The 23585-nt window shown below is 71.5% G+C and carries 26 protein-coding genes and 1 tRNA gene; 19 read left to right on the forward strand and 8 right to left on the reverse strand.

All coding sequences use genetic code 11. The features are described 5' to 3' along the window. Positions 1–23 precede the first annotated feature (23 nt). Complete coding sequence (locus ACFV5H_RS17395; RefSeq protein WP_385046731.1) at positions 24–563, reverse strand: 5-formyltetrahydrofolate cyclo-ligase; 540 nt, start codon at positions 561–563, stop codon at positions 24–26. Positions 564–730: 167 nt separating this feature from the next. Between ACFV5H_RS17395 and galU the strand changes: the two genes are divergently transcribed. The 7 genes from galU (at position 731) to ACFV5H_RS17430 (ending at position 6273) form a co-directional block, all read left to right on the forward strand. Further along, on the forward strand, positions 731–1642 hold the full coding sequence (gene galU, locus ACFV5H_RS17400) for a UTP--glucose-1-phosphate uridylyltransferase GalU (protein WP_385046728.1): 912 nt from the start codon (positions 731–733) through the stop codon (positions 1640–1642). Beyond that, positions 1639–2961: a gephyrin-like molybdotransferase Glp gene (gene glp / locus ACFV5H_RS17405; protein WP_385046725.1), complete on the forward strand. Its 1323-nt coding sequence runs from the start codon at positions 1639–1641 to the stop codon at positions 2959–2961. The genes galU and glp overlap by 4 nt, the downstream gene beginning before the upstream one ends. Before the next feature lie 86 nt (positions 2962–3047). Then, positions 3048–3560 (forward strand): cyclic pyranopterin monophosphate synthase MoaC, encoded by a 513-nt coding sequence (moaC, locus tag ACFV5H_RS17410; protein WP_385046722.1) that lies wholly within the window; start codon positions 3048–3050, stop codon positions 3558–3560. Next, complete coding sequence (locus ACFV5H_RS17415; protein WP_385195588.1) at positions 3557–4099, forward strand: molybdenum cofactor biosynthesis protein B; 543 nt, start codon at positions 3557–3559, stop codon at positions 4097–4099. Before moaC ends, ACFV5H_RS17415 begins: the two co-directional genes overlap by 4 nt. A 26-nt stretch (positions 4100–4125) precedes the next feature. Beyond that, positions 4126–4764 (forward strand): GNAT family N-acetyltransferase, encoded by a 639-nt coding sequence (locus ACFV5H_RS17420; protein WP_235618237.1) that lies wholly within the window; start codon positions 4126–4128, stop codon positions 4762–4764. A 172-nt stretch (positions 4765–4936) separates the two neighbouring features. Continuing rightward, positions 4937–6139: a gephyrin-like molybdotransferase receptor GlpR gene (gene glpR / locus ACFV5H_RS17425; protein WP_385195591.1), complete on the forward strand. Its 1203-nt coding sequence runs from the start codon at positions 4937–4939 to the stop codon at positions 6137–6139. Between the two features lie 60 nt (positions 6140–6199). Then, positions 6200–6273 (forward strand) — tRNA-Ala (locus ACFV5H_RS17430). Between the two features lie 97 nt (positions 6274–6370). Here the strand turns inward: ACFV5H_RS17430 and ACFV5H_RS17435 are convergent. The 4 genes from ACFV5H_RS17435 to ACFV5H_RS17450 all read right to left on the reverse strand — a co-directional run bounded on the left by ACFV5H_RS17435 (position 6371) and on the right by ACFV5H_RS17450 (position 9264). Further along, positions 6371–6730, reverse strand: coding sequence for a hypothetical protein (locus ACFV5H_RS17435; RefSeq protein ID WP_385195594.1), 360 nt, complete (start codon positions 6728–6730; stop codon positions 6371–6373). Beyond that, positions 6727–7206: a hypothetical protein gene (locus ACFV5H_RS17440; protein ID WP_385195597.1), complete on the reverse strand. Its 480-nt coding sequence runs from the start codon at positions 7204–7206 to the stop codon at positions 6727–6729. Before ACFV5H_RS17440 ends, ACFV5H_RS17435 begins: the two co-directional genes overlap by 4 nt. Positions 7207–7336: 130 nt before the next feature. Further along, a complete protein-coding gene (locus ACFV5H_RS17445; protein ID WP_385195600.1) occupies positions 7337–8617 on the reverse strand; it encodes a ricin-type beta-trefoil lectin domain protein in 1281 nt (426 codons plus the stop codon). 353 nt (positions 8618–8970) lie between these two features. Continuing rightward, positions 8971–9264, reverse strand: coding sequence for a GntR family transcriptional regulator (locus tag ACFV5H_RS17450; protein ID WP_385195602.1), 294 nt, complete (start codon positions 9262–9264; stop codon positions 8971–8973). Positions 9265–9496: 232 nt separating this feature from the next. Here ACFV5H_RS17450 and ACFV5H_RS17455 point away from each other — a divergent pair, with 232 nt between their 5' ends. From ACFV5H_RS17455 to ACFV5H_RS17470, 4 genes are all read left to right on the forward strand, one after another. Beyond that, a complete protein-coding gene (locus ACFV5H_RS17455; protein ID WP_385195604.1) occupies positions 9497–9664 on the forward strand; it encodes a hypothetical protein in 168 nt (55 codons plus the stop codon). Further along, on the forward strand, positions 9664–10017 hold the full coding sequence (locus ACFV5H_RS17460) for a hypothetical protein (protein ID WP_385195726.1): 354 nt from the start codon (positions 9664–9666) through the stop codon (positions 10015–10017). The genes ACFV5H_RS17455 and ACFV5H_RS17460 overlap by 1 nt, the downstream gene beginning before the upstream one ends. Positions 10018–10127: 110 nt before the next feature. Next, on the forward strand, positions 10128–10475 hold the full coding sequence (locus tag ACFV5H_RS17465) for a hypothetical protein (RefSeq protein WP_030870237.1): 348 nt from the start codon (positions 10128–10130) through the stop codon (positions 10473–10475). Then, the gene (locus ACFV5H_RS17470; protein WP_385046690.1) at positions 10472–10816 is read left to right on the forward strand and encodes a hypothetical protein; all 345 of its coding nucleotides are present in this window, start codon (positions 10472–10474) and stop codon (positions 10814–10816) included. The genes ACFV5H_RS17465 and ACFV5H_RS17470 overlap by 4 nt, the downstream gene beginning before the upstream one ends. On the opposite strand, the gene ACFV5H_RS17475 is transcribed toward ACFV5H_RS17470, so the two are convergent. Continuing rightward, positions 10813–11289, reverse strand: a complete 477-nt coding sequence (locus ACFV5H_RS17475) for a GNAT family N-acetyltransferase (protein ID WP_385195606.1) — start codon at positions 11287–11289, stop codon at positions 10813–10815. The genes ACFV5H_RS17470 and ACFV5H_RS17475 overlap by 4 nt on opposite strands. 50 nt (positions 11290–11339) lie before the next feature. On the opposite strand from ACFV5H_RS17475, the gene ACFV5H_RS17480 reads away from it, so the two are divergent. Then, positions 11340–12152, forward strand: a complete 813-nt coding sequence (locus ACFV5H_RS17480; RefSeq protein WP_385046684.1) for an exodeoxyribonuclease III — start codon at positions 11340–11342, stop codon at positions 12150–12152. Next, positions 12152–12637: an NUDIX hydrolase gene (locus tag ACFV5H_RS17485; RefSeq protein WP_385195608.1), complete on the forward strand. Its 486-nt coding sequence runs from the start codon at positions 12152–12154 to the stop codon at positions 12635–12637. The genes ACFV5H_RS17480 and ACFV5H_RS17485 overlap by 1 nt, the downstream gene beginning before the upstream one ends. On the opposite strand, the gene ACFV5H_RS17490 is transcribed toward ACFV5H_RS17485, so the two are convergent. Then, positions 12634–13254, reverse strand: a complete 621-nt coding sequence (locus ACFV5H_RS17490; RefSeq protein ID WP_385195728.1) for a MerR family transcriptional regulator — start codon at positions 13252–13254, stop codon at positions 12634–12636. The genes ACFV5H_RS17485 and ACFV5H_RS17490 overlap by 4 nt on opposite strands. A gap of 177 nt (positions 13255–13431) precedes the next feature. On the opposite strand from ACFV5H_RS17490, the gene ACFV5H_RS17495 reads away from it, so the two are divergent. The 4 genes from ACFV5H_RS17495 (at position 13432) to ACFV5H_RS17510 (ending at position 17037) form a co-directional block, all read left to right on the forward strand. Next, positions 13432–14964 carry a flavin-containing monooxygenase gene (locus tag ACFV5H_RS17495; RefSeq protein ID WP_385195611.1) on the forward strand — a complete coding sequence of 511 codons (1533 nt, stop codon included), beginning with the start codon at positions 13432–13434 and terminating at the stop codon, positions 14962–14964. After that, positions 14961–15890 (forward strand): alpha/beta fold hydrolase, encoded by a 930-nt coding sequence (locus ACFV5H_RS17500; RefSeq protein ID WP_385195614.1) that lies wholly within the window; start codon positions 14961–14963, stop codon positions 15888–15890. Before ACFV5H_RS17495 ends, ACFV5H_RS17500 begins: the two co-directional genes overlap by 4 nt. After that, positions 15887–16771, forward strand: coding sequence for an SDR family oxidoreductase (locus ACFV5H_RS17505; RefSeq protein WP_385046672.1), 885 nt, complete (start codon positions 15887–15889; stop codon positions 16769–16771). The genes ACFV5H_RS17500 and ACFV5H_RS17505 overlap by 4 nt, the downstream gene beginning before the upstream one ends. A gap of 77 nt (positions 16772–16848) precedes the next feature. Beyond that, positions 16849–17037: a hypothetical protein gene (locus ACFV5H_RS17510; RefSeq protein ID WP_385046669.1), complete on the forward strand. Its 189-nt coding sequence runs from the start codon at positions 16849–16851 to the stop codon at positions 17035–17037. Positions 17038–17152: 115 nt separating this feature from the next. On the opposite strand, the gene ACFV5H_RS17515 is transcribed toward ACFV5H_RS17510, so the two are convergent. Then, positions 17153–20407 (reverse strand): S41 family peptidase, encoded by a 3255-nt coding sequence (locus ACFV5H_RS17515; RefSeq protein WP_385195617.1) that lies wholly within the window; start codon positions 20405–20407, stop codon positions 17153–17155. Between the two features lie 174 nt (positions 20408–20581). On the opposite strand from ACFV5H_RS17515, the gene ACFV5H_RS17520 reads away from it, so the two are divergent. After that, positions 20582–21181, forward strand: a complete 600-nt coding sequence (locus ACFV5H_RS17520; RefSeq protein WP_385046663.1) for a TetR/AcrR family transcriptional regulator — start codon at positions 20582–20584, stop codon at positions 21179–21181. A 103-nt stretch (positions 21182–21284) separates the two neighbouring features. After that, positions 21285–23492: an MMPL family transporter gene (locus ACFV5H_RS17525; protein WP_385195619.1), complete on the forward strand. Its 2208-nt coding sequence runs from the start codon at positions 21285–21287 to the stop codon at positions 23490–23492. The last annotated feature ends 93 nt before the right edge of the window (positions 23493–23585 follow it).

The raw sequence follows: 23585 nt of genomic DNA on the forward strand, positions 1-23585 counted from the left end.
GGGGGCCCGGCGGAACCGGTGGCTCAGCCGAACCGGCGTACCCCCGACGGTGTCACCACCGCGTGCACCGGCCGGTCGTGCGGCTCGGCGGGGACGCGCGCGACGACCTCCGTGTCGTACAGCAGCACCACCAGCGCCGGACGCGCGCCCGCGCGGTCCAGCCGGGCGAGGACACGGTCGTAGGAGCCGCCGCCGCGTCCCAGGCGCGTCCCGCGCGTGTCGACGGCGAGGCCCGGCAGCAGCACGACGTCCGCCCCCGTGACGGCGTCCGGCCCCAGGTGCGGACCCGAGGGCTCGAAAAGCGCCATCTTCGCGCCGTGTCGCACCCGCCTGAGTGACTCCTCGCCCTCGTACGTTCCCCAGTCCAGGTCGTTGTCGGGCAGCAGCGCGGGCAGCAGCACGCGTGCGCCCCGCGCGCGCAGCGCGTCGAGCAGCGCGAGCGTGCCGGGCTCGCTCCCCACGGAGACGTACGCCGCCACCGTGCGCGCGTGCGCCAGTTCGGGCAGTCCGAGCGCCTGCCGGGCCAGCGCGGCCGCGGATTCCCGCACGTCATCCGCCGTCAACCCGTTCCTCACCGTGAGGAGTTCTCGACGCCATGCCCGCTTGTCAAGATCGCTCGGGCCTTCTGCGTGTCTCAAATCCGTACCCGTACCGTTCCAATACGCTCATATGAGCAGTAATTAACCGGAGCCCCAGATTCGCTGCAAAGGGGCCCGATATGGTGGCGGACATGTCTCAGTCACACCCTCGGATCAGCAAGGCTGTCATCCCCGCAGCCGGTCTCGGCACCCGGTTCCTGCCGGCCACCAAGGCCACTCCCAAGGAGATGCTGCCGGTCGTCGACAAGCCGGCGATCCAGTACGTGGTCGAAGAGGCCGTCTCCGCCGGCCTCGACGACGTCCTCATGGTGACGGGCCGCAACAAGCGCCCCCTGGAGGACCACTTCGACCGCAACTACGAGCTGGAGTCCGCCCTCCAGAAGAAGGGCGACGCCGACCGCCTCGCCAAGGTCCAGGAGTCCAGCGACCTGGCCACCATGCACTACGTCCGCCAGGGCGACCCCAAGGGCCTCGGCCACGCCGTGCTGTGCGCCGCCCCGCACGTCGGCGACGAGCCCTTCGCCGTCCTCCTCGGCGACGACCTGATCGACCCGCGCGACCCCCTGCTCCAGCGCATGATCGAGGTCCAGCAGCAGCACGGCGGCAGCGTCGTCGCGCTCATGGAGGTGGCCCCCGAGCAGATCCACCTCTACGGCTCCGCCGCGGTCGAGACCACCGCGGACTCCGACGTCGTCAAGGTCACCGGCCTGGTCGAGAAGCCCGCCCCCGAGGACGCGCCCTCGAACTACGCCGTCATCGGCCGCTACGTCCTCGACCCCGCCGTCTTCGGCATACTGCGCAAGACCGAGCCCGGCCGCGGCGGCGAGATCCAGCTCACCGACGCCCTCCAGCAGCTCGCCACGGACGAGAAGGCCGGCGGCCCGGTGCACGGCGTCGTCTTCGAGGGCCGCCGCTATGACACCGGCGACCGCGGCGACTACCTGCGTGCCATTGTCCGACTCGCGTGCGAACGTGAGGACCTGGGACCGGACTTCCGGACCTGGCTCCAGCGATACGTCACCGAGGAGATGCAGCAACGTTGAGCACCGCCGCGCCCCGCACCGCAGGCCCGGACCACCTCTGGTCGGTGGACGAGCACCTGGACGACATCCTCGCGACCGTCCGGCCCCTCGAACCCATCGAGCTGAACCTCCTCGACGCCCAGGGCTGCGTCCTGGTCGAGGACGTCACGGTGCCGGTCTCCCTGCCCCCGTTCGACAACAGTTCCATGGACGGATACGCGGTGCGGGTCGCGGACGTCGCGGGCGCGAGCGAGCAGTACCCGGCGGCCCTCGAGGTCGTCGGGGACGTCGCCGCCGGCGCGGCCGGCCTCCTCCACGTCGGCCCCGGCCAGGCCGCCCGCATCATGACCGGCGCCCCGCTCCCGCCCGGCGCCGAGACCGTCGTCCCCGTCGAGTGGACCGACGGCGGGCTCGGCGAGGGCCCGGCCACCGGGATGCGCGCCCGCAGCCTCGCCCCCGAGGGCGCCACCGGGCAGGTGAACGTGTACCGCCCGGCCGAGGCACGCGCGCACGTGCGCGCCCAGGGCAGCGACGTCAAGGCAGGTGACCGCGCCCTGGCGGCCGGCACCGTCCTCGGCCCGCCGCAGATCTCCCTGCTGGCCGCGATCGGCCGCGGCACGGTACGCGTGCGCCCGCGCCCGCGCGTGGTGGTGCTCTCCACCGGCAGCGAACTCGTCCAGCCCGACGAGGAACTGCGCCCCGGTCAGATCTACGACTCCAACAGCTTCGCCCTCACCGCCGCCGCGCGGGACGCCGGCGCGATCGCCTACCGCGTGGGCGCCGTCGCCGACGACGCCACGACCCTGCGGGACACCATCGAGGACCAGCTGGTGCGCGCCGACCTGATGGTCACCACCGGCGGCGTGAGCGTCGGGGCGTACGACGTCGTCAAGGAGGCGCTGTCGTACGCCGGGGACGAGGACGAGCCCGGCAGCGGCGTCGACTTCCGCAAGCTCGCCATGCAGCCGGGCAAGCCCCAGGGCTTCGGCTCCATCGGCCCCGACCACACCCCGCTCCTTGCCCTGCCCGGCAACCCGGTCTCCAGTTACGTCTCCTTCGAGCTGTTCGTCCGTCCCGCCATCCGCACCCTGATGGGCCTGACGGACGTCCACCGGCCGAGGGTCCGCGCGAAGCTCACCGCGGACCGGGCGCTGACCTCTCCCAAGGGCCGCCGTCAGTTCCTGCGCGGCCGGTACGCCGACGGCACGGTGACCCCGGTCGGCGGCGCCGGCTCCCACCTCGTGGCGGCCCTCGCGCAGGCGGACGCGCTGATCGTCGTCCCCGAGGACGCCGAGTCCGTCGCGCCCGGTACCGAGGTCGAGGTGGTCCTGCTCGGCTGAGCGCGACCGGTTGGCGGTACCGTGTCGCGCACAGCAGGCCCGTGCGCCGCACCGCGACGGGCCAGGACCGGGAGCACCACACGATCATGACCGTGCCTTCCCGGGGGGAGACCCCCGGACCCTCCGAGCAGTCCCGTCTGACCCACATCGACGAGGCGGGCGCCGCCCGCATGGTCGACGTGTCCGGCAAGGACGTCACCGCGCGCACCGCGCGGGCCACCGGCCGCGTCCTCGTCTCACCGCGTGTGATCGAGCTGCTGCGCGGCGAGGGCGTCCCCAAGGGCGACGCGCTGGCCACCGCGCGCATCGCGGGCATCATGGGTGCCAAACGCACCCCCGATCTGATCCCGCTGTGCCACCCGTTGTCGGTGTCCGGTGTGAAACTGGACCTGTCGGTCGCGGACGACGCCGTGGAGATCGCGGCGACCGTGAAGACGACGGACCGTACGGGCGTCGAGATGGAGGCGCTCACCGCGGTCTCCGTCGCCGCGCTCACCGTGATCGACATGGTCAAGGCGGTCGACAAGGAGGCGGTCATCACGGACGTACGGGTCGAGGAGAAGACGGGCGGCAAGTCGGGCGACTGGAGCCGGGCATGACTCCCGACGCTCCGATCGGCGGCGCGCTGCTCGCTCCGTACAGCGCGCTCGTGGTCACCGCCTCCAACCGGGCCGCCGCCGGCGTCTACGAGGACAAGGGCGGTCCGCTGATCGCGGAAGGGCTGCGGCGCTTCGGCTTCACGGTCGACGGCCCGCAGGTCGTCCCCGACGGCGACCCCGTGGAGGCGGCTCTCCGCGCGGGCGCCGACGCCGGGTACGACGTGATCGTGACCACCGGAGGCACCGGCATCTCACCCACCGACCGCACTCCCGAGGCGACCCGCCGGGTCATCGACCGCGAGGTTCCCGGCATCGCGGAGGCCGTCCGGGCGTACGGCCGTGACAAGGTGCCCACGGCCGCCCTCTCCCGGGGCCTCGCGGGAGTCGCGGGCTCCACGCTGATCGTCAACCTGCCGGGGTCCGGCGGCGGGGTGAAGGACGGTCTCGCCGTCCTGGAGCCGCTGCTGAGGCACGCCGTCGACCAGTTGCGCGGCGGGGACCACCCGAGACCGGACGCCACGGGCGGGGGTGCGCGCTGAACAGCCCACACTGGCCGGTCGAGCTGGTGGACGGCGACATCGTCCTCCGGCCGATAAGGCTGCGCGACCAGAAGGCCTGGCGCGAGGTCAACCGCCGCAACCGCGACTGGCTGCGGCCCTGGGAGGCGACGATCCCGCCGCCCACGCCCAGCGGCCCGGTCACCCACCGGCCGACCTACCGTCAGATGGTCCGCCATCTGCGCTCCGAGGCCAACGCGGGCCGGATGCTGCCGTTCGTCATCGAGTACCAGGGCCGTCTCGTCGGCCAGTTGACGGTCGCCGGGATCACCTGGGGCTCGATGTGCTCGGGCCACGTCGGTTACTGGGTGGACGAGTCGGTGGCCGGCCGCGGAGTGATGCCGACGGCCGTGGCGATGGTCGTGGACCACTGTTTCCGCGCCGTCGGACTGCACCGCGTCGAGGTCTGCATTCGCCCCGAGAACGGGCCGAGCCGCAGGGTCGTGGAGAAACTCGGATTCCGCGAGGAGGGTCTGCGCCCGCGATATCTGCACATCGACGGCGCCTGGCGCGACCACCTCGTCTTCGCGCTCACGGCGGAGGAGGTCCCCGACGGTTTGCTCGCCCGGTGGCGCCGGGCACGCTCCGAGGGGCGGTCCGGCCACGAGCGGCGTAATCCGGGAATCCCGCACGGCCCCGGAAATTGAATAAACGTTCGAATTTAAGCGGAAGGTGACCGCCTTCAGGCGTGGAATTCCCGCTTTGAGGGGGTCCCTGATCGCGCCGGTCACAAGAAAAGTTCGAAATATCAGCCAGATCGTGCGACACACCGGCCCAATTGGCGGATGGCCCCGTGCAAACCCCTCTACCGTGTGAGATGTGAGCAGCAGCGGCCTCATCTACGCAGTCATCGTCGGGGCCTGGGCCGCCTACTTGGTGCCGATGTGGCTCCGTAGGCAGGACGAGCTGAACGAGGCCCGTCCGACGGAACGCTTCAGCACCGCCATCCGATTGCTGTCCGGACGGGCGGGCATGGAGCGCCGGTACGCCAAGGACCTGCAGGCGCGCTCCGCCGACGAGGGGGAGCACGACGTCCACGACCCGGACGCGGTCACCGACACGGTGGACGTCCGGGCCTTCGCCGTGTCCCAGACCCGTCCGCAGGCCCAGGCGCCCGTACCGTCGCCCCCCGAGGAGCGGCCGGAACCGGCACCTGCCCGGCCGCCGCGCGAGCGCGCGGACGGGCGGACGCCCGGACCGGCCGCCGCGCGGGGACACGTCCCGGCCGCCCGCCGCGGACCGGACGTCCAGCGGGCACGGGCGGCGCAGGCCGCCGCCGCGCGCGCCCAGCGCTCCAAGGCGCTCGCCCGCCGCCGGCGCACCACCACGATGCTCTTCGCCGCCTTCACGCTCGGCGCGATCGTCGCGGCGGTCGGCGGACTGGCCTTCCTCTGGGCGCCCGGCGTGCCGGCCGTACTGCTGAGCGCGTACATCGCCTACCTCCGCTCCCAGGAGCGCCGCCGCTTCGCCTACCAGATGGACCGCCGCCAGGCCGAGGTCGCCGCGCAGCGGCTGCGCGAGCGGGAGCGCCAGCCGCGCCGCCGCCCGTCCGTCGAGGACGTCGACCCCGACGAACCGGAGGGACCGGAAGCGGGAGTCGACGTCGACCCGGGCATGACCGCGCTCGCCGCGGACCGGCGCGCGCTCGTCGAGCAGACCGACCACGCCGAGTGGGTCGACCAGCAGCGCGAGCGGCAGCGGCGGCCCGGCCAGGGCGGCGACAGCTGGGACCCGGTCCCGGTACCGCTCCCGACGTACGTGACCGCCCCGGTCGCCCCCCGTGCCACGGGCGACGTGGACCTGGGCGCCCCGGACACCTGGAGCTCGGCCCGCTCCAGCGCCGTACCGGCGGACGAGGCGCAGGAGCCGGCCGAGGAAGCGGACCCGGACCCGGAGGCCCCCGCCGACGACCGCAGCGACGCCCGCCGGGCCGCCTCGGCCCGCCGCTCCCGCGAACGCGGCCGCACCCCCCTCTTCGACCAGTACGAGGACGGCGACCGCCCGAAGGCCGCCAACGAGTAGTGCCAGGACAACGGATTTCCGAGCACCCCGATCGGGATGCTAAAGTTTCACTCGTTGCAAGGGCCTGTGGCGCAGTCCGGTAGCGCACCTCGTTCGCATCGAGGGGGCCAGGGGTTCAAATCCCCTCAGGTCCACTGCACAGTTGGAAGCCCCCGCCGAGAAATCGGCGGGGGCTTCTTCGTGTTGCCTGAGGGCCGCCCTCAAGGCTCCGTGGCAGTCGTCACATGAACGTCAACGGTGGTCCGTGGCCCGAGGGTGACCGGTACTGGCGAAGGTGATCCAGCATGTTGCCCGAGTGATGTCCAGGAGATACCAGACACGACCGCCGCCGGTGACCTCGATCTGCCATTGCTCGCAGATCTGCCCGCGATGAGTACCGTGTGCCAGGCTGCCCTTGAGCCGATGGTGCCGGGGTGACTCCACGGCCGGCCTGGGCGTGGTCCGCATGGCGAGCCAGGCGCGGTAGGTGTTCTCCCGGGCCTGCTGGGCCAGGCTCTCCCAGCCCTTGGCCGAGGCGGCGTCCGCGAAGCGGACCTCCCAGTGCCCCTCCGGTGCCGGAGGCGCGGCTCGGTCGCCGCGGCCCGCCGTCATGCGGCGTCCCGCGGGTCGGGCACCGGCCCGTAATCCTCGCCGTGATCCCTGGTCAACGCGGCCAGAAGATCGGGATCCGAGTGGATCTCCGCCGTGTGCTGCCAGGCGATGAGCAATTGGGCGACGGAGGCGCTGTTGCCGAGCGAGTCGGCGGCCCGCATGGTGTCGACCAGTTCGACGGCGAAGGCGTGGAGATCGGACTCCGGCAGGAACCGGACCCAGGGAAAGGCGTCCGGCAGTATGCCGAGGAGTAGTTCCGTACTCCCCGGCTCCCGGCGTGCCATCGCGGCGAGTATCCGAGTGGCTGCGGACACGACAGTCTGATCCTGCTCGGCCCGTGCCGCGGTGGTGAGGACCAGGTCCTCGCCGTCCCTGCGGTGCAGCAGCAGACGCGGCGACTCCTTCAGCCGGGCCAGCGTCTGTTTGTTCTTGTTCACCAACTCGGAGAAGTTCACGGCGGCGTTGTCAGCGCTCATGACTTCGAAAGTACTTTGAAAGTGAGGCCTGCGCTATCGGCCAAAAGAGGGGTGGAGCGCCGGCCGACCGGATGCCGAAAGCCCCCGGCTCGGGGTCGAGCCGGGGGCGTGGTGCCGGTGGACCGTGAGGTCAGGCGACCGTCCACTTCTGGTTGGCGGCGCCGGTGCACGTCCAGATCTGCAGGGGGGTGCCGTCGGCGGAGGAGCCGCCCTCGGCGTCCAGGCACTTGTCCGCACCGATGTTGGTCAGGTCGCGGGCGGAGGTGTAGGCCCACTGCTGGGCCTTGGTGCCGTTGCAGGTGTAGAGCTGCACGGGCGTCCCGTCCGCGGTGGAGGCGTCCCGGACGTCGAGGCACTTGCCGAGGGCGCGTACGGTGCCGTCGCCGCCCAGGGTCCACTGCTGCGCGTCGACGCCGGTGCAGTCGTGCAGCTGGATCGGGGTCCGGTCCGCGGTCGAGGCGCCGGCGACGTCGACGCACATGCCGCCGATGCCCTTGACGGCGCCGGTCCGGGTGGTGCCCCCGTTCCCGGAGGAGCCGCCGGAGGCGGAGACGCGTACGTAGTCGATGGTCATCGTCTGCGGGAACGCGGTGCCGGCGTTCGGGCTGCCGGGCCAGTCGCCGCCGACGGCGAGGTTGAGGATGAGGAAGAACGGGTGGTCGTAGACCCACTTCCTGCCGCCGAGATCGGCAGGGGTGCGGGTCTGGTAGGTGGTGCCGTCGACGGACCAGGTGATCTTCTCGGGGCTCCAGTCGACCGCGAAGACGTGGAAGCCGTCGGCGAAGGCCGCGCCGCCCGGGAGCGTGTACGCGGCGCCGATGCCACCGCCACCGGAGTAGCCGGGGCCGTGGACGGTGCCGTGGACGATCCCGGGTTCGTAACCGACGTTCTCCATGATGTCGATCTCGCCGCTGTTGGGCCATCCAGCCGTGCCCAGGTCGTCGCCGAGCATCCAGAACGCGGGCCACATGCCCTGACCGCGGGGCACCTTGATACGTGCCTCGAAGCGACCGTAGGCCTGGGTGAAGGTCTTGGCGGTGTTGAGGCGGGCGGAGGTGTACTGGCAGGCCCCGTACCAGCACTGGAGCCCGGTGTCGGTGTTCTTGCGGGCGGTGATGACGAGGTTGCCGTCGCCGTCGAGGGCGGCGTTGTCCCTGCTGTCGCGGTAGTACTGCAGCTCGTGGTTTCCGTTGCCGCTGCCGCCGGTCTCCAGCGTCCACTTGCCGGGGTCCGGGGCGCTGCCGGCCGGGCCGTCGAACTCGTCGGACCAGGTCGGCGCGGTGGGGGTGGCGGCGTCGGCCCGGTGGGCGGACGGCCCTGTGGTGAGGAAGGCGAAAGCGGCGACGACCGCGGTGGAGACCAGCAGGACGAGCCCGCCGAGCGACCACCGGCGTGCGCGGTGAGCGGCCATGACTGAACACACCTTGTCTGTGGGGAAGTTGCGTGTGGGGGGAGTGGGGGTGGGTCGTTGGGAGCCCCGATGCTACGGACGGTTGACGGTGCAACCAACTGTCCGGTTTGTGTTCCAACTGGCTCTGACCTGCGGTTATTTGACGCTCTAAACTCTGTGGCTGATCGCTTAATGAGCGTTTAAGGGCGACTTAAGCAGGCGGGGGCGGAACGGACCGACGCGGCCAGTGGCTCAGGATCACCGTGGGCCTCCGCGATGTGCCGCCGGGTGCAGGGGGGTTGGGTGAGACGGAGATGTGAAGGTCGAGCCTCGGCGGGAGACGGGCCTGGGGGCGTCCGGCGGCGCGTCGGCTCTCAGTTGACGGTCCCGTCCTCGCTTCCGGGTGCCTCGGAGGACGCTTCGGGACGTACGAACGTGCCCTTGATGGGGACGGTGATGACCAACCCTCGGTCGCGCAGGTCACGGACGGCTCGGCGGACGGTGTTGACGGCCACGCCGTACTGCTCCGCAAGGTCGCGCTCGGCGGGAAGACGCGCACCCGCTCGTAGCCGCCCCGCCCGGATCTGTTCCGCGATGTGGTGTACGACCTGCAGATACACGTAGACGTGACTCGTCGGGTCGGGTCTCCACTCACGCTCATCGGCCATGCCTGCACGCTAAAGCGAGGAAAAGCACCCCACCACATATGGGTGCAACCGTATGCTTCCTATTGCTACCTAACGCAACCTGATGCAGGGGTACTGAAGTGAAACCCCGGCGGCCTGGCAGGGCCCCGGGGTGTGGTCAACGCTGAATCGGAGCGTCAACATGCATGACCTTATCCGCCGTATCGTCCGGTGGCTGGGCTTTCTCCTCGGGCCCGGTACCGGAACTCGCCGCGTGGGACACCGGAGTCCCGCTCCCGATGCCGGCGACTCCGCCCGCCTCCCGCTCCACCGCTCCCCGTACTGCCTGCACCCCCCGCTCGACGGAGCGGAGTCCCGGCTCGTTCGCCCGTACCTGGACCCCGACCAGTACGTCGTCGGGGCGGGGAAGGCGGCCGCGTGATGGAGCCGACCCCCTCACTGCGACTGCTGCCCTGGTCCTCGCCGGAAGGCAAACCCTGCTTCCTCCTCAACGGCGGCGAGGGCGGGTATGTCTCGCGACTGGCGGACGAGACGGAGGCTCGGCAACTGGCCGACGGCCTGGAAACGCTTGGCCGCGCCCGAAGGGTGCTGGACGATCCCCTGTCCCCGAACGTCGAGGTGCGCTACACCGCCGTCCGGCTCACCGAGCGCCTGGCCGACGCACTGCGCGTCGCGGAGTCCCGGGGTCGACGCCTGTCCTCGCCGGACGCGCACGACACCGAAGACGCCGTCGGCAGCGGGACCGGTGACTGCGCCCCGGGGTCGTACTCATGAGTCCCCGGGCCGTGCAAGGAGCCAAAATCGAACGGCTCACCCAAGGCGTCGAGGCGGGCTATCGTCGTAGGCACGGTGCGCCGAAGGAGCACGAAGGGGTACACCCGGTCATGACCGCACACGCAGCAGAATCCACGCCGGCCGTTCCGCCCATGCCCGAGCGGAACCCCAAGGCGCTGCGTGCTGCCATCGCTCAGCACGCTCCCCAGCTTCTTCCGGACTTCGACGAGCACTGGAAGTGGGCCGTCGCGGACGCGTATGACATCAGCACGGTGCCTGCGTTCATGGCCCGCTGGTGGGGTGAGTACGCGGTCGCACGAGATCGGGAGCTCGATGCCCATATGGCTGATCTCCACCACCGTGCGGCAGAGTCCACCGACATCGCCGAGGCCAAGGCGCTCCTGGAAGAAGCCTCCCACATCCGACACGAGGTACAGCGGCTGGAGCCTGGTCAGTGACCGACGACGGGTTCATGGGACCGCCGTGGCAGATGGACTGGACGCTCAAGGCTCAGGCCGTTCGCGACACCCTGCCTGAGCATGTGCGGAAGACGGTCGACGCCGTGCGCGCTGAACTCGTCACGGCGAAGGACCCGTACTTCCGGGGCATCGACACGGATGCGGACCTTCCCGACGGCATGAGGGTCAGGCCGATCCAGTCCAGCGTTCCGAAGGGCCCTCGCATCTTCTTCTTCGGTCATGGGCACGGCTGGCTGCGCTACACCTTCATTCGGCGTGTGGAGGACCCCCCAGATCATCGTGGAAGAGGTCTTCTGGCAATGACCCGGCGCCGGTCTTAGAGCGCCTTCGCGTAGCAGCGGCTGTCCTCGTGGAAGCGGTAGTAGCCGAACTTCTCGCAGGGTTCGTAGCCGCTGGAGGTGTACAGGGCTATGGCCTCCGGCTGCTTGGTGCCGGTCTCCAGGACCATGCGGGTGCGGCCGGCCGCGCGGGCGCTCTCCTCCAGGGCGGCCAGGATGCGGCGGGCCAGGCCCCGGCCGCGCATCTGCTCGGTCACGTACATGCGCTTGAGCTCGGCGTCGCCGTCACGGTTGCCCTCGCCGTTGGCGTCCTGGGTGCGCCAGCCGCCGGAGGCCACGGGGACGTCGGACTCGTCGTAGGCGATCAGGTAGGTGCCGTTCGGGGGCCTGAAGTCCGCCGGGTCCATGTGGGTGGCGTCGCCGCCGTCGCCGTAGCGGACGTGGTACTCGGCCTGGACTTCGGCGTCCAGCTTGACGGCGTCGGGGTGGTCGTAGGGGACCGGGCGGATTTCCATGCCGAATACCGTAAAACATGCCCGGACCTGGAGTGTCGTATCGTGCCCTGATGCTCACTGTGACCTCCGTCAACGTCAATGGACTGCGGGCCGCCGCCAAGAAGGGCTTCGTGGAGTGGCTGGCCGGGACCTCCGCCGATGTGCTGTGTCTGCAGGAGGTGCGGGCGGAGGCGAAGCAGTTGCCGGAGCAGGTGCGGGAGCCCGAGGGGTGGTACGTGACGCACGCGCCCGCCGCCGCCAAGGGGCGTGCGGGGGTGTCCCTGTACTCCCGGCGTGAGCCCGAGCGCGTGCGGATCGGGTTCGGGTCGGACGAGTTCGACGGCAGTGGGCGGTATGTGGAGGCCGATCTGCCCGGTGTGACCGTCGCCTCGCTCTATCTGCCGTCCGGGGATGTCGGGACCGAGCGGCAGGAGGAGAAGGTCCGGTTCATGGACCAGTTCCTGGTCCACCTCAAGGGGCTGCGGGTGCGGGCCGCCGCCGAGGGGCGGGAGGTCGTCGTCTGCGGGGACTGGAACATCGCCCATGAGAAGACCGACCTGAAGAACTGGCGCGGGAACACCAAGAGTTCCGGGTTCCTGCCGGAGGAGCGGGAGTGGCTGTCCCGGGTGCTCGATCCGGCGGACGGCGGGTACGTCGACGTCGTGCGGGCGCTGCATCCGGACGTGGACGGGCCGTACTCCTGGTGGTCCTACCGGGGGCGGGCCTTCGACAATGACACCGGATGGAGGATCGACTACCAGATGGCGACCCCGGGGCTCGCGGGACGGGCGGTCGACGCCCGCGTCGAGCGCGCCGCCACGCACGCCGAGCGGTGGTCGGACCACGCGCCCGTGACGGTGGCCTACGAGCAGGGTGTGAGCTGATGCGGGTGCCCAGGCAGGCCGCTCGGGTCGCCGTGCTGGATCCGGACGGGGCCGTCTTCATGTTCCGGTACGACAACGACGAGGTCGGCGTCCACTGGGCGATGCCCGGCGGCGGCATGGAGCCGGGGGAGACGCCCGAGCAGGCCGCGCGGCGGGAGCTGCGCGAGGAGACCGGGTGGGACGACATCGCGCTCGACGGCACCGTGCTGTGTCTGTGGGAGCACGACTTCACCCGGGCCGGTGTTCCGGTGCGGCAGAGCGAGCACATCTTCCTCGCCCGCGGTCCCCGGCGTGACCTCACGGGAGACCTCGCCGCCGCGCACGCCGCCGACCGGATCCTGCGGTGGCGCTGGTGGTCGCCGGAGGAGCTGGCGGGGGACACGGAGCCGTTGTGGCCGCCGCAGTTGCCGGAGCTGCTGGCGGGCGTGCGGCGGGACGGGCCGCCGGTGACGCCCGTCGACCTCGGGTATGTGAGGAACCGCTAGTCCCGCTTGCGCAGGCGTCGGTCCAGGGCCAGGGACAGTTCCGCGTCGACCACGCTGCGGGCCAGCGGGCGCAGGCGGTGGAGGGACTCCTCCGGGGCGTGGCGGAGGATCAGGCCGGCGAAGAGGTCGGCCAGGGTGTCGGCGTGGGTGCGGACCTCCGCGCCGGTGCGGAGCACCTCCGCGAGCGGGATGCCCTCGCGGACCAGGGCCGACGACACGTCCAGCAGACGCCGGCTGATGTGGACGATCTCCTCGCCGTCGACGCCGAGGTAGCCGAGGTCCAGCGCGGCGGCCAGGTTCTCCGGGGTGACCTCGCCGGCGAAGTGGTCGGCGAGTTCCTCGGGGGTGAGGCGGACGGGGACCTCGTCGGTGGGGGTGTCCATGCCGAGGAGGTCGCCGACGTCGCGGCCGTGGTCGAAGGCCTCGGCGAGTTCCGCTATGCCGTTCAGGGTGTGGCCGCGTTCCAGCAGCGCCGTGATCGTGCGCAGGCGGGCCAGGTGATGGTCGTCGTACCAGGCGATACGGCCCTCGCGGCGCGGTGGCGGGATCAGCTTGCGCTCGCGGTAGAAGCGCAGCGTGCGCACCGTGATGCCGGCCAGCCGGGCCAGCTCGTCCATGCGGTACTCGCGCCGCTCACCGGGTCCTTCGCTCTCTTCTGCCACGCCTGAAGCCTAGGGCGTACCGGCGGTAACTTTCCTCGTGCGCCCCCTACCCATCAGTACGGAGCTGCTCTACGCTCCCCATTGCGCCAGTGTTCACTGGCGGAGTTCTGAGCGATGCGTGGAGGCTTCGGGATGGCCGAGCACGAGCACGAACAAGGGCACGAGCATGTACGAGTGGCGGTGGTCGGATCCGGGTTCGGCGGGCTCGGGGCCGCCGTGCGGCTGCGGCGCGAGGGGATGACCGACTTCGTCGTCCTGGAGCGGGCGGGCAGTGTCGGCGGTACCTGGCGCGACAACAGCTACCCCGGCTGCGCCTGCGACGTGCCGTCGCACCTGTACTCGTTCTCCTTCGCGCCCAATCCCGACTGGCCCCGCTCCTTCTCCGGGCAGCGGCACATCCGCGCCTACCTGGAGCACGTCACCGACGTCTTCGGGCTGCGGCCCCACATCCGCCTCGACTCGGAGGTGAAGCGGATGGTGTGGGACGGCGAGCGGATGCGGTGGGAGATCGAGACCAGTAGCGGGAACCTCAGCGCGGACGTGGTGGTGTCCGCCACCGGGCCGCTGTCCGAGCCCAGGCTGCCGGACATCCCCGGCCTCGACACCTTCCCCGGCAAGGTGTTCCACTCCGCCCAGTGGGACCACGAATACGATCTGCGCGGCAAACGGGTCGCCATGGTCGGCACCGGGGCGTCCGCGATCCAGATCGTGCCGTCGATCCAGCCCCTGGTGTCGCGGCTGACCCTCTTCCAGCGCACCCCCGCCTGGGTCCTGCCCCGAGTCGACCGGCCCATCAGCGGTGCCGAGCGCGCCCTGCACCGGGCGCTGCCCGTCACCACCAAGCTGCGCCGCGGACTGCTCTGGGGCATCAGGGAGTTGCAGGTCCAGGCGTTCACCAAGCACCCCGGCGAGCTCGGCTTCGTCGAGCAGCTGGCCAAGCGGAACATGGGCCGCGCCGTCAAGGACCCGGCCCTGCGCGCCAAGCTCACCCCCGACTACCGCATCGGCTGCAAGCGGATCCTGCTGTCGAGCACGTACTATCCGGCGCTCGCGCAGCCCAATGTCGATGTCGTCGCGAGCGGTCTGAGCGAGATCCGCGGGTCCACCGTCGTCGGTGCCGACGGGAGCGAGGCCGAGGTCGACGCGATCGTCTTCGGGACCGGGTTCCACGTCACCGACATGCCCATCGCGGAGCGGGTCGTCGGCGCCGAGGGGAAGACCCTCGCCGAGAGCTGGGCGGGCGGGATGCAGTCCCTGCGCGGTGCGGCCGCCGCCGGGTTCCCCAACTGGATGACGATCATCGGGCCCAACACCGGTCTCGGGAACTCCTCCATGATCCTGATGATCGAGTCCCAGCTGAGCTATCTCGCCGACTACATACGGCAGTTGGACGTCCTCGGGGGCCGGGTCGCCCTCGACGCCCGCCCCAGTGCCGTACGCGCCTGGAACCACCGGGTGCAGGAGCGGATGAAGCGCACGGTGTGGAACACCGGCGGCTGCACCAGCTGGTACCTCGACGAGAGCGGGCGCAACACCACCATCTGGCCCGGCACGACGAGCGAGTTCCGGCGCGAGACCCGGCGCGTCGACCTCGCCGAGTACGCCGTGCTGCGGGCGCACCCCAACACCACGGTCACCCAGGAGAGCGCCGAGGTGACCGCGTGAGCCGCCTCACCCACGTCACCTCCGGGCCGTACGCCCCGCCCGCCGCCGCCCGTGAACTGACTGCCCTCTCCGCCGACGGCGCCCGGCTGCACGTCGAGGTGCACGGCCCCGAGGAGGCGCCGGCGGTCGTCCTCGCCCACGGCTGGACCTGCTCGACCGCGTTCTGGGCGGCGCAGATCCGCGAACTGGCCGCCGACCACCGGGTCATCGCCTACGACCAGCGCGGCCACGGACGCACCCCCGCGAGCCCGGCGTGCAGCACCGACGCGCTCGCCGACGACCTCGAAGCCGTCCTCACCGCCACCCTCGCGCCCGGCGAACAGGCCGTGGTCGCCGGGCACTCCATGGGCGGGATGACGGTGATGGCCGCCGCCACGAGACCCGCGTTCCGCGCGCACGTGGCCGCCGTCCTGCTGTGCAGCACCGGCAGTTCGCGGCTGGTCGCCGAGTCGACGGTGCTGCCGATCCGGGCGGGCAGGACGCGGACCCGGCTGACCGGGCACATCCTCGGCTCCCGGGCCCCGCTCGGGCCGGTCACCCCGCTCGCCCGCCGGATCCTCAAGTACGCGACGATGGGCCCCGCCTCCGCCCCGGACATGGTCGAGGCGTGCGCCCGTATCGTGCACGCCTGCCCGCGCGCGGTGCGCCACGCCTGGTCGCACGTGCTCGACGGGCTCGATCTCGACCACGGACTCGCCGAGTTGCGGGTACCGGTCGAGATCGTCGCCGGCGGCGCGGACCGGCTCACCCCGCCGGTGCACGCCCGGTCGCTCGCCGCCGCGCTGCCGGACTGCCTCGGCGTCACCGAGCTGCCCGGTATCGGCCACATGACACCCGTCGAGGCGCCCGACCTGGTCACCGGGAAGATCCGCGCCCTGGCCGCCGCCCACGTCAACGCCGTACCCGCCGTCGAGGAGAGCGCATGAGCAGGGTCAGTCTCGAAGGAAGGGTCGCCGTCGTCACCGGAGCGGCGCGCGGGGTCGGGGAGTTGCTGGCCCGCAAGCTCTCCGCGCGCGGGGTGAAGGTGGCGCTCGTCGGGCTGGAGCCGGACGCGCTCAAGGACGTCTCCGCGCGGCTGCACAGCGACAGCGACCACTGGTACGCGGACGTCACCGACCACGAGGCGATGGCCGAGGTCGCCGAGGAGGTCCGGGAGCGGTTCGGCCGGGTCGACATCGTGGTCGCCAACGCCGGTGTGGCGACGGGCGGTCCGTTCACCGAATCCGATCCGGAGTCCTGGCGGCGGGTGATCGAGGTGAACCTGATCGGATCGGCGGTCACCGCGCGGGCGTTCCTGCCGCTGCTCGCCGAGAGCCGCGGCTATCTGCTCCAGATCGCCTCCCTCGCCGCGATCACCCCGGCGCCGATGATGACGGCGTACTGCGCGTCCAAGTCCGGTGTGGAGGCGTACGCGCACGCGCTGCGCGCCGAAGTCGGGTACCGGGGCGTGAAGGTGGGCGTCGGGTATCTGTCGTGGACCGACACCGACATGGTGCGCGGGGCCGATCAGGACGACGTGATGCGGGAGTTGCGGCAGCGGCTGCCGTGGCCGTCGAACAAGACCTATCCGCTGGGGCCCGCGGTGGACCGGCTGGTGGACGGCATCGAGCGGCGGGCGAGCCATGTGTACGGGCAGTGGTGGCTGCGCGGGATGCAGGGCGTGCGCGGCTACCTGCCCGCGGTCATCGGGACGGTGGGGCAGCGGGAGATGCGGCGCTTCGGGGACCGGCTCGCGGGCGTCCGCACGGGGTTGGTCGGGGCGGGCGGCAACGCCGATGAGCAGCACCGGAACACGGTCCGTGACTGATCGACATGCGTGGGGTGACGGGGCGTGTGAATCTGATCGGGCAAGTTCCCCCCACCCCACAACGGGAGTGAACCCACATGGGTATGAAGGATCAGTTCCAGGAGAAGTCCGAGCAGTTCCAGCAGCAGGCCAAGCAGCGTGCCCAGCAGGGCAAGGAGCAGCTGCAGGGCCGTGGCCGCCGGCGGGACGAGGGCATGGACGAGCAGCAGCGTCAGCGGGAGTCCCGGGAGTCCGAGGAGCGCTTCGACCAGGACTACGACGTCTGACGTCGAGCTGCGAAGACGTCCGAAGACGTCCGAGGACGATCGAAGACGCTTGAAGACGTCTGAACGCGTCGTGCGCTGAAGCGGAAGGGGTGCCCCGGGCGAAGGGCACCCCTTCTCACGTCCGGGGCGGCAGCTTCGGCCGGGAACGGTCGGGCAGGTCGCGGTAGGCCGGGGGCGTCGCCGGGGGTTTGGCCTCCAGCAGCTCCAGGGCGAGCCGTACCGCGTCGTCGAGCACCGCGTACCGGCCCTCGGCCCAGTCCAGCGGGGTGCGCAGCGCCTCCAGGTCGGGGGTGACGCCCTTGTTCTCCACGGACCAGCCGTACGCGTCGAACCAGGCCGCGTTCATCGGCACCGTGATCACCGTGCCGTCGCCGAGCCGGTGCCGGCCGGTCATGCCGACCACCCCGCCCCAGGTGCGCTGGCCCACCACCGGGCCCAGCTCCAGCAGCTTGAACGCGGCGGTGATCATGTCGCCGTCGGAGCTGGTCGCCTCGTCCGCGAGCGCCACGAGCGGTCCGCGCGGGGCGTTGGAGGCGTACGACACGGGCTGGGCGTCGCGGGTGAGGTCCCAGCCGATGATGGTGCGGGTCAGCTTCTCCACGACGAGTTCGCTGATGTGGCCGCCGGCGTTGCCGCGCACGTCCACGATCAGCGCGGGGCGGGACATCTCCATGCGCACGTCGCGGTTGAACTGGGCCCAGCCGGAGCCACCCATGTCGGGGATGTGGAGGTAGCCGCAGCGGCCTCCGCTCAACTCCCGCACCACCGCGCGGCGTTTGGCGACCCAGTCCTGGTAGCGCAGCGGCGTCTCGTCGACGAGCGGGACGACGGCGACCCGGCGGGGCGGGCCCGTTCCCTCAGCGGGGAGGAAGGTGAGCTCCACGGTCGTACCGCCCGCGCCCGCGAGCAGCGGGTAGGGGCCCGCGACCGGGTCCACCGGGCGGCCGTCGACATGGGTGAGGACCGCGCCCTCGCGGATGCCGGTGCCGGCCAGCGGGGAGCGGGCGCGGGAGTCGGAGGAGTCGCCGGGCAGGATCCGCTTGACGGTCCACCCCTCTTCGCGGGGGACGAGGTTGGCGCCGAGCAGGCCCTGGCGGCGCTGGTAGTGCGGGGGTCCCTCGTTGCGGCGGGCGGCGGTGACGTAGGCGTGGGAGGTGCCGAGTTCGCCGAGGACCTCGCGCAGCAGGTCCGCGAAGTCGTCGGGGGAGGCGACCCGTTCGACCAGTGGGCGGTACTGCTCCAGGATCGCGTCCCAGTCGATGCCGCCCATGCCGGGTTCCCAGAAGTAGGCGCGGATCAGCCGTCCGGCCTCCGCGTAGGCCTGGCGCCACTCGGCGGCCGGGTCGGCCTCGTGCAGGATGCGGCGGGCGTCGATCCACACCGTGGAGTCGCTGTCGCCGGGCTCGGTGGCGGGCACCGCGCGCAGCTCGCCCTCGTCGACCACGACCAGCCGGGTGCCGTCGCCGCTGACCGCGAAGAAGTCGAGGTTGCCGACGAGTTCGGACCTCTTCGCCTTGCCGATGTTGAAGTGTTCCAGCGTGGGCCGGCCGCTGGTGTCGCTGGGGTTGGCGAAGGTCTCGCCGAGCGCGCCGGAGATCGGCCAGCGCAGCCAGACGAGACCGCAGCCCGCGACCGGGTACAGCCCCGAGTACTTGGAGGCGGAGACCGGGAAGGGGGTGACCCTGCTCTCCAGGCCCTCCGCCTCGACGGTCACCGTGCCGGCCTCGCCGCCCTCCTCGGCGTCCTCGCGCTCGACCGGGTCCAGCCCGCCGGCGGCCGGACGGCCCTCGGGGTTCAGGGCGAACGGGGAGGGGGTCGCCGACGACAGCGGCACCAGATACGGGCGGCAGCCCAGCGGGAACGACAGGTCGCCGGTGTGCACGTCGTACACCGGGTCGAAGCCGCGCCAGGACAGGAAGGCGAGATAGCGGCCGTCGAGGGTGAAGACCGGGTTCTCGTCCTCGAAACGGCCGTTGGTGACGTCGAGCACCAGCCGGTCCTTGATCCGGGCGAGTTTGATCTGCCGCAGCGACCGCCCGATCACCGGGTGGGACCAGGCCAGCCAGGCCCCGTCGGGGGAGAAGGCGAGGTCGCGCACCGGCCCGTTGCCGGAGTGGATCAGCTCGGTGACCTCCCCTTGGCTCTCCTCGTCGGTGTCGACCAGCAGCAGCCGTCCGTCGTGCGCGGCGACGGCCAGCCGCTGCCCGTCGGGGTCGGCCACCATCTCCAGCACCCGGCCCAGCTTCCCGGCGGCCAGCCGCCGGGGGGCGCGCTGGCCGGTGGCCCGGGGCAGGGAGGCGATCTCGACGGCGTCCTCGCCCTCGGCGTCCGTCACGTACGCCACCTGGTCGCCCGCGCCGAGCGTCTCCGGGAGCCGGACCCGTACGCCCGGGGTGTCGGTGAGGGTGCGCGCGGGACCGTCGCGGTGAGTGAGCCAGTACAGGCTGCCGCGTACGACGACGGCGCTCGCGCGGCCGGTCTCGTCGACCGAGATGCCGTCGAGGTGGCGGGAGGCGGGCACCTGGTAGGGGCGCCGCCCGGAGCGCGGCCCGCTCAGCGTCACGTCGAGCCGGCGCGGGGCGGCGCCGGGGGACAGGTCGTCCACGAGCCACAGGTCGCCGGCGCACTGGTAGACGACCCGGGTGCCGTCGCCGGCGGCGTGCCGGGCGTAGAAGGCGTCGTGATCGGTGTGGCGGCGCAGGTCGGAGCCGTCGTACGCGCACGAGTAGAGGTTGCCGACGCCCTCGTGGTCGGAGAGGAAGGCGATCCGGCCGGCGACGAACATGGGGGAGTGCAGATGGCCGTCGAGGCCGTCGAGGAGCCGGTGCCCGTGCAGCCAGAGCCTGCCCGTGGCGCCGCCCCGGTAGCGCTTCCAGGAGGCGGGTTCGTGCGGCGGGGTGCCGGTGAGCAGCAGCGACTTCCGCTCGCCCTCGATGTCGGCGACCTGGATGTCGGAGACCGGGCCCCAGGGCAGTTTGCGGCCGGGGCTGCCGTCACAGGCGAGTTTGTAGGCCCAGGTGAAGTACGAGAAGGGCTCGCCGTGCGAGGCGACGGCGAGGATCTCGGCGTGGCCGTCCTCGTCGGGGGGTGCCCAGCCGCAGACCCGGGTGTCGGAGCTGCCCCAGTAGGTGAGGCGCCGGCCCGGTCCGCCGTCCACCGGGACCAGGTGCACCTCGGGGTCGAGGCTGCGCCAGCTCGTGTACGCGATGTGGCGGCCGTCGGGGGAGAAGCGGGGGTGGCCGAGCTTGGTGCGGTCGACGGTGAGCCGCCAGGCGCGGCCCGGTCCGTCGAGCGGGGCGAGCCAGAGGTCGTCCTCGGCCACGAAGCACAGCAGGTCGTCCTTGAGGTGGGGCAGACGCAGATAGCTCACCTTTCCCATGCTTTGCCGGGGTCCCGGGCCCGGCAACTTATAAGTAACCGACAACCGTGACGCAGACCACGAACGAAACCGTTTCGTTTCGCTAGGGGGTGGAGTACCTTCGTCTTGTACGAAACCGTGTCGTTTCTTTGACGCGGTGGGCACCGGAGCGGAAAGGTGAGCGGTATGAGTGAAGTAGCGACGACGCGTCGCAGCCGGATCACCCCCGAGCGCGAGGCCGAGCTGTACGGCGCCGTGCTCGCCCTGCTCCGCGAGGTCGGCTACGACGCCGTCACCATGGACGCCGTGGCCGCCCGCACCCGGTCCAGCAAGGCCACCCTCTACCGTCAGTGGGGCGGCAAGGCCGAGCTGGTGGTGAGGGCGATGCGCAGCCAGAAGCCGGGCGGCATCGCCGACATCGACACCGGGTCCCTGCGCGGCGACCTGCACGCCGTCGTCGGCCGTGAGGACGACTGCGTCATGGAGCAGAACGCCGCCCTGATGCGCGCGCTCGCCATGGCCGTGCACATGAACGACGATCTCCGCCAGGCGTTCAAGGAGCTCCTGGTCGAACCGGAGATGGAGGAGTTCCGGCGGATGATCCGGCGCGCGGTCGACCGGGGCGAGATCAGCCCGGACAACCCGGCGCTGGACTACATGGTGCACATGCTCGTCGGCGCGTTCGCCACCCGGACGCTGATCGACGACCTGCCGCCCACGCGGGAGTTCCTCACCTCGTACATCGACGCCGTGGTGCTCCCCGCCCTCGGCGTGACCCCTCACTGACCGTCCCCACGGTCAGCCGTCACCACCTGACGTCACCGCTCACGTCGTCGGGCTGATCACACCTGCCCCGAAGCAACCACGACCTGACCGGGAGTACGCCCTCGTGGCCACTTTCCTCTATCGACTCGGCCGGTTCGCCTTCAGGCGACGGCATCTCGTAGCCCTCATCTGGGTGGCGCTGCTGGCGCTCGCGGGCGTCGGCGCGGCCGGCGCCCCGGCGGCCGGCAACTCGTCCTTCTCCATCCCCGGCACCGAGGCCCAGAAGGCCTTCGACCTGCTGGAAGAACGCTTCCCCGGCTCCAGCGCCGACGGAGCGACCGCACGTGTCGTCTTCAAGGCGCCGGACGGCGAGAAGATGACCGACGCCGACAACAAGGCGACCGTCCGGAAGACCGTCGACGAGCTCTCCGACGGCTCCGAGGTCGCCCGCGTCACCGACCCGTACCAGGGCGGCGGCGTCAGCCAGGACGGCACCATCGCCTACGCCTCGGTGAGCTACAAGGTCTCCGGCATGGAGCTGGAGGACTCCTCCCGCGACGCCCTGGAAGGCGCCGCCGAGGACGCCCGCGACTCCGGGCTGACCGTGGAGATCGGCGGTGACGCCCTCCAGGCCGTCCCGCACACCGGTGCCGCCGAGATCATCGGCATCGGCGTCGCCGCGGTCGTCCTGGTCATCACCTTCGGCTCGCTGCTCGCGGCCGGGCTGCCGCTGCTCACCGCGATCGTCGGCGTCGGCATCGGCGTGGCCAGTATCACCGCGCTGGCCAGCACCCTGGACCTCGGCTCCACCACCTCCATCCTGGCCTCGATGATCGGCCTCGCGGTCGGCATCGACTACGCGCTGTTCGTCGTCTCCCGCTACCGGGCCGAACTGGCCGAGGGCCGCGGGCGCGAGGAAGCGGCCGGCCGGGCCGTCGGCACCGCGGGCTCCGCCGTGGTCTTCGCCGGCCTCACCGTCGTGATCGCCCTGGTCGGTCTGTCCGTCGTCAACATCCCGATGCTGACCAAGATGGGCATCGCCGCCGCAGGCACGGTCGCCATCGCGGTCCTGATCGCCCTCACCCTGGTCCCCGCCCTGCTCGGCTACGCCGGCCGCCGGGTCCGCCCCGCCGGTGAGAAGAGCAAGCTGCTCGGCGGGGGCCGCGCCGCGAAGAAGCCGCAGCGCCCGAACATGGGCACCCGCTGGGCCAGCTTCGTCGTGCGCCGTCCGCTGGCCGTGCTGCTGCTCGGCGTGGTCGGCCTGGGTGCCGCGGCCGTCCCGGCGGCCTCACTGGAACTGGGTCTGCCCGACGACGGCTCGCAGCCGACGTCCACCACCCAGCGTCGCGCCTACGACCTGCTCTCCGAGGGCTTCGGCCCCGGCTTCAACGGCCCGCTGGTGGTCGTGGTCGACGCCAAGAACAGCGACGACCCGGATGCCGTCTTCAAGCAGGCCGGCGACGACATCAAGGGCCTCGACAACGTCGTGAACGTCGCCCCGGCCGCCCCCAACAAGGCCGGCGACACGGCGACGATCACCGTCGTCCCCGACTCCAAGCCCTCCTCGGTGACCACCGAGGACCTGGTGCACGACATCCGTGACACCGGCGCGGACATCAAGGCCGACACCGGCGCCGACGTCCTGGTCACCGGCTCCACGGCCATGAACATCGACGTCTCGCAGAAGCTCAACGACGCGCTGGTGCCGTATCTGGTCCTGGTGGTCGGTCTGGCGTTCCTGCTGCTGATCGTCGTCTTCCGGTCGATCCTGGTCCCGCTGAAGGCCGCCCTCGGCTTCCTGCTGTCGGTCCTCGCGGCCCTCGGCGCGGTCGTCGCGGTCTACCAGTGGGGCTGGCTGTCCGGCCTGATGGGCGTCGAGGAGACCGGCCCGATCATGTCGATGATGCCGATCTTCATGGTCGGCGTGGTCTTCGGACTGGCCATGGACTACGAGGTGTTCCTCGTGACCCGGATCCGGGAGGCCTACGTCCACGGCGAGAAGCCGGGGCAGGCCGTGGTGACCGGCTTCAAGTACAGCGCCCGGGTGGTGACCGCCGCCGCGGTGATCATGATGGCCGTGTTCTCCGGCTTCATCGGCTCCAGCGAGGCGATGGTCAAGATGATCGGCTTCGGCCTCGCGGTCGCCGTCCTCTTCGACGCGTTCGTCGTCCGCATGGCGATCGTCCCGGCGGTGCTGGCGCTGCTCGGCAAGCGGGCCTGGTGGCTGCCGAAGTGGCTGGACCGGATCCTGCCCAACGTGGACGTCGAGGGCGAGGGCCTGCGCACGGACGACGACAGGAAGGACGAGGACCGGGAACTCGTACGGGCCTGACGGCCTGAACGAACGCAGAACCAGCCGGTGAGGGCTCCGTGGGGACGGGGCGCCCTCACCGGCTTCCTTCCGCGGGAGTTCCGGGACTCCGTG

The sequence above is a fragment of the Streptomyces sp. NPDC059787 genome (genome assembly GCF_042732315.1).
Taxonomy (GTDB): Bacteria; Actinomycetota; Actinomycetes; order Streptomycetales; family Streptomycetaceae; genus Streptomyces; species Streptomyces atrovirens.